Below are 7590 nucleotides of genomic sequence, written 5' to 3'. Positions count from 1 at the left end.
TGGCCGAGCCGCCGCCCGCGCCGTCCGCGCGCACGCCGAACAGGGTCAGACCCCCGCCGTCCGACGGCGCCGCCTCGGCGCCGCCCCCGCCGTTGCGGAAGAAGGCGTCGAAGCGCGACAGCACGCCCAGATCGATCTCAGATAGAGGCCGTGCCTCCACGGCCTGCGGCGTCGGCGCCGCGAACAGCCAGACCAGCCGCCCCGCCTGCACCACAAGAAGCAGGATCAGCGTCGCCTCGACCACGCGCCGCAGCGACGGACGGCGAAGGGACAGGCTCCCCTTGCCCAACGAAACGGCGCTCAGTTTGCGAAGGCCAGCGAGCAAGGAAGACATCCCCCACGGCCTCTCGCGGCCGCAACGCCTCCCTAGGCGGATGCTCCGTACCCGGCTCGCTCCGAACCATGACAGCGCCGAGAAGTTGTCACGACAGATGCGGCGGGTTCGGAGGGAATGACGCGAAACATTCACCCTCCCTCGGCGGCAGGCATAAAAAAGCCGGGAGGCCGCTGGGGCCTCCCGGCTCAAATGTCGGGCGCAGTCTGCGCTTAGAAACGCGCCGTCAGGCTGACCGAGGCGCTCTGGCCCAGGTCGTACTGGTTGATGCGGATCTTGTTGCCCTTCTCCTGGTACTCCTCGAAGTCCGTCCCCAGCAGGTTGCGCAGTTCCAGTGCGAAGCCCAGGTCGCGGCCCTTCACGGTGAAGTCCTTGCGATAGACGAAGTCGAGAACGGCGCCCGGCTCCTGCAGGTAGTCAGGCTCGCGCGCCGTGCCGACGCCGGCGCCGCGTGCGGTGATCCGCTCCGAGACGTAGTTCAGGATGAAGGTCGCCTGCGACCGCGCCGTGTCGTCTTCCCAACCCAGTTGCAGGTTGGCGACGTGCTCCGACTGGCCTTGCAGACGGCTGCCGTCCTGGATGAAGAAGGACGCCTGTTCGGGACGCCCGCCGCCGCCCAGCGTAACGACGGTGTCGCCCTCACCGACCGAAACCTCGGAGTCCGACCAGGTGTAGTTGGCCTGCACCAGCCAGCGCTTGTTGGAGATGAAGGCCGCCTGATCGGCGAACTCGAAATACTTCTTCACCTCGGCCTCGACGCCCATGACGGTCGCTTCCGGCGCGTTGAGGAAGGTCTGCTGACGCTGGTTGCCGACATCGACGATCACCGCTTCGACCGGCTTGTCCAGCTTCTTGTAGAAGACGCCCGCCGTGACGAACTGCTGGCGGCCGAAATACCATTCCCAGCGCGCGTCCAGGTTCAGGATCTCGGTGTCCGTCAGATAGGGGTTGCCGATGAAGACGCGATCGCTTTCCGGGTCGGTATAGGCCTGGGGCGCCAGTTCGCGGAACTGCGGACGGCCGATGGTCTTGGACGCGCCGAAGCGCAGCTGCTGATCCTCGGTGAAGTTCCACGTCGCGGTGAACGACGGCAGCCAATACTGCTCCTCGATCTCCGTCGCATCATAGGACGAGGTTCCGCCGAACAGGTCGCGCGGGGTCACGCTCTGCTGGCCGTCCTCGAAGCGGACGCCGAAGGTGGTGCGCACGGTCGGCACGAACTCGGCGTCGACCATGGCGTAGATCGCGTTGACCTTCATGTCGGCGTCATAGGCGTTGGCGCCGTTCGAGCCGGCGATCTCGCGCAGCTGCAGGGTCCACGGATTGATGTTGAAGTCCGAGAACAGATAGTCGATCCGCGCGCGACGCTGGCTGTCGGTCAGGCCGTTGACGGCCTCGAACTGCAGGTCGTGACGCTCGGCCGAGCGGGTGTTGTCCAGGGTCGAGGCGCCGACGCTGATGGTCGCCTCGCGGCCCGCCGCCATCGGCAGCTTATAAGCCAGGTCCACGCCGCCGGACCAGATTTCGTCGTCCAGCTCGCTGAACGAGATCTGGTTGCCCTGGACGTTGTGGATCAAGCGGTCCTGAGCGTCGACGCCGTACTGGAAGCGCGATTCATAGGGGGCGTCGCGCGAGGTCTTGGCGTAGGCCGCGCGCCAGTCCAGCTTCCACTCGCCGTCGGCGCCGAAGTAGTGCTCGCCCGCCAGTTGGCTGGTGAACAGCTGACGCACGAACCACTCCGTGTAGTCGTTGCGGATCACGCTGCCGCCGGCGTCGAAGTCCGGCCCGGCCGAGGTGCGCGCGCGCTTGGTCGTGGTGCGGACGTAGAGGTTGGTCCACTTCACCTCATGATCGTCGGTCGTCAGCGACAGCCCGCCCAGGAAGTTCAGGCGCACGTCGTTCTGGTTGGACTCGACGTCGAAGGTCGAGACCGGCACCAGGTCGTCGCCCTGGAACTGGCCCTCTTCCTGGATCGCCTGGCGGGTGCGCCAGGAGTTGTCGTAACCGGCCACGGCGATGACGCCCAGGTCGCCGATCTCGGTCGGAGTGCGGAAACCGCCCGCCAGCTCCAGGCTGCCGTCGACCGGCGTCTGCTGACGCTGCATCAGACGCAGCGGCGCATTGACCATCGAGCGGCCCATCCGCTGCAGCTCAGCGGCCGAGAAGTTGGCCATGTTGATCTGCTTGCCGGTGCGGAAGGCCAGATCGATCGGCCCCGGAATCTTGCGGGTCTCGTCGTCGAAGCCGGTCCAGTCGGTGTCCGAGCCGTAGTAGACCAGATTGTCGCGGCCCGTCGTCTCGGTATTGCCGCCGATGCCCGCCTTGAAGGTCAGGAACGGTTCGGCCGGGGCGTCCACGGTGCGCAGGTCGATGACCCCGCCGCCGAACTCGCCCGGATAGTTGGGGGAATAGGACTTCTGAACCGTCACGCCCGCCAGGATGCTGGAGGGGAACAGGTCCAGCGGCACCACGCGCTGCAGCGGCTCGGGGCTGGGCAGCGGCGAACCGTTCAGCAGGGCCGAGGAATAGCGCTCGCCCAGGCCGCGCACATAGACGAAGCGGCCCTCGACGATCGACAGGCCGGTCACGCGGGTCAGGGCGGCGGCGGCGGTGGAGTCGCCGGTGCGCTGCAGGTCTTCCGACGTCAGGAAAGCGGCCACTTCGGCGCTCTGACGGTTCTGCTGCGGGATGTTGCGGCCCAGGACGACGATATCGCCCAACTGGGTGGCCGGGGTCTGCGACACCTGATCCGGGCTTTCCGGATCGGCGGGCAGTTCATTGCTCAGAGCCACGGCGGCGACGGGGGCGGACGCCTGGGCGAGCGCGAGGCTGGGCGCGCCGAAAGCGGCGACCAGGGCGCTGCTGGCCAGCAGCAGCCCGTTACGGGTCAGGGTCTTGTTCTTCATGTTCGGCTGCCTTGCGTAGGTCGAGAGAAGCTGGACGCTCAAAGGGTCGGCGGCGGCCCTTTCGGACCGCCGCCTCGCCAGAGGGTTCATCAGCACTTCGCGTTGGCGGTCAGGCCGCAGGTCCAGCCCTGCCACCAGGTGTCCGAAGCGTTCTTCACGGCGCCGATGTAGTCGGTGTCGGTGAAGGCGGCGTGGACGCTCGAGGCCTTGACCGGAGTCACGGCGGTTTCATTGGCGCCGTTGATGAAGGTCAGCACCTGGTTGGTGATCGTCACGCCTGCGGCCGGGGCGGTCAGGGTCGAGGTTCCCTTGGCCGTGTTGTTCGCGCCGGCCGTGAAGATCGGCTCCGAACGGGCGGCTCCGCTGGCGCGGTAGGAGATGCCGCAGGACATGAAGACCGAGTTGAACACCGGGTTCACGCTGGCCGTGTCGGCGTCGGCGATGTCCAGGCAACCGGCCAGCGAACCGGCGGCGCTGGTGAAGACCGAGTTGACGACGGTCGCCTTCGTGCCCGTGTCGAAGTGGGCGACGGTGTGGGCGTCGGTCGGCGAGTTGCGGCCCACCATCGTCCAGTTGGCGATCTTGGGCTGCGAGTTGTAGCGCTGGGCGAGCGGGGTCGAGGCCGGAGCGGCCGAGAACTCGAAACCGGCCGAGCGGCTGGTCGCGTTCGGGGCGCGCTGGGTCACGATGCCGAACTGGGCGCCGCCGCGCCAGCCGGTGTCGGTGTCGAAGGCGTCGTCGTCGGCGCCGTTGATGACGATGCGCTTCAGGTTGACGTTGCCGCCGAAGATTTCGATGCCGTCGTCCGACGAGTTGTAGGACTGGACGTATTCGATGGTCGTGCCCGCGCCGACGCCGGCCAGGGTCAGGGCCTGCAGCTCGTTGCCGGTCGAGATCTCAAAGCCCGAATAGCGAATCTGGACGTAGCGCAGACGGCCCGAGTTGTCGTTGACGTTGCCGCCGCCGTAGAAGGCGTTGGTGCCTTCCACCTGGCCGGTGCAGGTGACAGGCGCGGTCAGCTGGCAGTTGGCCTGGGGCGCGCGGCCGGCGATGACGATGCCGCCCCACTGACCGTGCGAGTTCTCGTTGGTCGTGCCTTCGACGTTCTGGCGGCTGGTGAAGATAATCGGCTGCGAGGCTGTGCCTTCGGCGTAGATCTGCGAGCCACGGTTGACCAGCAGGTAGTCGCCGCCGCCCGAGGCGAACATGGTCACGCCCGCTTCGACCGTCAGAATGCCCTGGGTGCCGGTGTTGGCCGAGGCGTCGACGCCGCCGTCCGTGCCGACCGCCGTGCGGCCCGAGATGGAGTAGATGGTGCCGGCGCGCAGCGGCACGGTCAGCGCGCCGTTGATCTGCTGCGGCAGCTGGCAGTTGCGCAGCGTGCCGTTGGCCATGGTGCCGACGTTGGCGAAGCCGGCCGGGCAGTCAGCTGCGGCCTGGCCGTTGCCGCCATTGCCGTTCCCATTGCCGTTCCCGTTCCCGTTGCCATTGCCGAAGTCGCCTTCGCCGGGCGAGGCCACCTCGGCCGATCCGCCGCAGGCCGCCAGGGCGAGCGCGCTGGCCGCCACGGCGAGCATGGTCTTGAAGCTGCTGTTCATCGTCATCCACCGGTCTGGTCAAAAGATGCGACAGTGGGCGGCCTATCCGTCACGGATGGCCCTGCTTCCCTCCTGCCTCGGCGGCATGGATAGCGGCTGCTGTTTCCGAAGCTTGCGCGCTTCAGTGACGGATCGGCTTAGGTTTCTTGCCGTTTTGTCGCCGCTTGAGTGACAAAATGTCCGGCGACGGAGCTAGCCGCGCCTCAAAGCCGCGCCTCGAGTTCCGCGTGACGCTTGTATCCAGGGCGCGTCTGGCGCAACACAGCGCGCCGGTCTTCCCGCCGGTCCCGACACACAAGAAGACGAGACACCGTATGGGCGGCTGGAACGTGCGTAAGCGCATCACTGTCAACGCACAGGAACGCAGCCTGGCTCGCAGCCTCAGCTGGCCGCACCTGATGGCCATGGGCGTGGGCGCCATCGTCGGCACCGGCATTCTGACCCTGATCGGCATCGGCGCGGACAAGGCCGGTCCGGCCGTCCTGCTGTCCTTCCTGATCGCGGGCTTCGTCTGCGCCTGCGCCGCCCTGGCCTATGCCGAGATGGCCTCGACCATCCCCGCCTCGGGCAGCGCCTATACCTACAACTACGTCGTCATCGGCGAGGTCGTCGCCTGGATCATCGGCTGGAGCCTGATCCTGGAATACAGCCTGGTGGTCAGCGCCGTGGCCGTCAGCTGGTCCGGCTATGCGGCGCCCCTGCTGCATGACTGGCTGGGCCTTCCCATGGCCCTGATGCAGGGGCCGCACGCAGGCGGCGTCGCCAACGTGCCCGCCCTGTTCATCATCCTGGTCATCGCCGGAATGCTGATCATCGGCACCCGCAAGAGCGCCACGCTGAACCTGGCCCTGGTGGTCGTGAAGCTATCGGCCCTGGTGCTGTTCGTCTGGTTCGCCCTGCCCCACTTCAACGGCGCCAACCTGGAACCGTTCAGCCCCTTCGGCTTCGGTCGCACCATGGGCGAGGACGGTGTCGAGCGCGGCATCATGGCCGCCGCCGCCATCATCTTCTCGGCCTTCTACGGCTTCGACGCCATCGCCACGGCGGCCGAGGAAACCCGCAATCCCAAGCGCGACCTGGCCATCGGCATCGTCGGCTCCATGTTGGTCTGCGCCGCCATCTACACCATCATCGCCACGGCCGCCCTGGGCGCTGCGCCCTTCACCCTGTTCGCCAACAGCCCCGAGCCGCTGGCCCTGATCCTGCGCGAGATCGGCCAGCCGGGCGCCGCCCACTTCCTGGCCGTGACGGCGGTGCTGACCCTGCCGACCGTCATCCTGGCCTTCTTCTATGGTCAAAGCCGCATCTTCTTCGTCATGGCCCGCGACGGCCTTCTGCCGCGCGGCCTGTCGCAACTGTCGGCCAAGGGCGCGCCGCTGCGCATCACCGCCTTCACCGTCGCCATCGTCGGGACCATCGCCCTGTTCTTCCCGCTGGGCGAAATCGTCGCCCTGGCCAACGCCGGCACCCTGGTGGCCTTCAGCTCCGTGGCCCTATGCATGCTGATCCTGCGTCGTCGCTCGCCCGAGCTGCCGCGCGGCTTCCGCACGCCGCTGGCCTGGATCATCGGCCCCGTCGCCATCGCCGGCTGCCTGTACCTGCTGGCCAGCCTGCCGCAGAAGACGCAGCTGTGGTTCCTGATCTGGAACGTCGTCGGCGTCGGCGCCTATCTGCTCTACGGTCGTCGCTTCAGCGTCGCCCGCCGCGAGGCCAAGGAAGCCGAACAGGCCGCCGCCGACTGATCCATGTGGGGGCGCTGCGACCGGCGCCCCCGCTAATCCTCAACCGGGCCAGGCGACGCCCCCCGCCGCCTGCTATCCAGACGCCTCGCCCCGATGGCCGGATGGCGGAGCGGTTACGCGGCGGAGTGCATATCCGTCCAGCCTGGTTCGATTCCAGGTCCGGCCTCCATCGGGGCGCCCTGCCGTTCAGGAGCCGCCCCCATGCACCGACTCGCGCCCCCGATCGACGCCGTGGAATGGCTGAACACGCCCGAGCCGGTGCGTCTGGAAGAGCTGCGGGGAAAGGTCGTCTGCATCGCCTTTCTGCAACGCCTCTGCCCCGGTTGCTCGCACTACGCCCTGCCCCAGGCCCGGCGCGTGGCCGAGACCTTCACCTCCGGCGAGGTCGCCGTCCTGGGCGTCCACAGCGTTTTCGAGCATCACGACCAGCAGTCGGACCGCGCAGGCCTGACCCAATGGCTGGCCGAGCACGGCTGTCGCTTTCCGGTCGCCATCGACGCGCCCTCGGCCGACACCACCGCGCCGCGCACCATGACCGCCTTCAATCTTCAAGGCACGCCCAGTCTGGTGCTGGTCGACCGTCTGGGCCGGATGCGGATGCGCCGTTTCGGCCCCGTCTCGGACATGGCGCTGGGCGCGGAAATCATGGCCCTGCTGCTGGAGCCTGCAACCGCCGCGTGAAAGACGCCCGCACCTGCTTGCCCCAGCGTCAAATGCTCATTTTATTGATCACTCAGAACGCAAAATCAGTGACTTAGGCCAAAACCATAAAGGGCTTGGCGCCTGATCCGTTATCGTGCCCACTATCCTGGACGGCGAACCAGAGGGGATCGCCTTCACAGTGAGCAGACGATATGGCCGCCCCCTTCTCCACGGATAAGGTCTTCATCGGCGGCGTCTGGCGCCCCGCTAGCGGCGAAGCGACCCTGCCGATCGAGAACCCTTCGACGGGCGAAGTCATGGGCGCTCTGGCCGCCGGCGCCGCCGCTGACGTGGACGCCGCCGTCCGC

The 7590-nt window shown here is 67.5% G+C and carries 4 protein-coding genes, 1 tRNA gene and 1 pseudogene; 3 read left to right on the top strand and 3 right to left on the bottom strand.

Translation table 11 applies throughout. The features are described 5' to 3' along the window. From RT567_RS11330 to RT567_RS11320, 3 genes and pseudogenes are all read right to left on the bottom strand, one after another. A pseudogene (locus RT567_RS11330) lies at positions 1-334 on the bottom strand (type II secretion system protein N); the annotation flags it as partial. 212 nt (positions 335-546) lie between these two features. Beyond that, complete coding sequence (locus tag RT567_RS11325; protein ID WP_313576462.1) at positions 547-3240, bottom strand: TonB-dependent receptor domain-containing protein; 2694 nt, start codon at positions 3238-3240, stop codon at positions 547-549. Between the two features lie 89 nt (positions 3241-3329). Further along, positions 3330-4844 (bottom strand): hypothetical protein, encoded by a 1515-nt coding sequence (locus RT567_RS11320; RefSeq protein ID WP_313576461.1) that lies wholly within the window; start codon positions 4842-4844, stop codon positions 3330-3332. Positions 4845-5152: 308 nt separating this feature from the next. Here RT567_RS11320 and RT567_RS11315 point away from each other — a divergent pair, with 308 nt between their 5' ends. The 3 genes from RT567_RS11315 (at position 5153) to RT567_RS11305 (ending at position 7261) form a co-directional block, all read left to right on the top strand. Next, the gene (locus RT567_RS11315; protein WP_313576463.1) at positions 5153-6580 is read left to right on the top strand and encodes an amino acid permease; all 1428 of its coding nucleotides are present in this window, start codon (positions 5153-5155) and stop codon (positions 6578-6580) included. Between the two features lie 95 nt (positions 6581-6675). After that, a tRNA-Cys gene (locus RT567_RS11310) sits at positions 6676-6749 on the top strand. A gap of 32 nt (positions 6750-6781) precedes the next feature. Next, positions 6782-7261 (top strand): redoxin family protein, encoded by a 480-nt coding sequence (locus tag RT567_RS11305; protein ID WP_313576460.1) that lies wholly within the window; start codon positions 6782-6784, stop codon positions 7259-7261. Positions 7262-7590 lie beyond the last annotated feature (329 nt).

This window comes from Brevundimonas sp. (genome assembly GCF_032107865.1).
GTDB lineage: Bacteria > Pseudomonadota > Alphaproteobacteria > Caulobacterales > Caulobacteraceae > Brevundimonas.
This window is presented reverse-complemented; position numbering and strand designations above follow the sequence as displayed.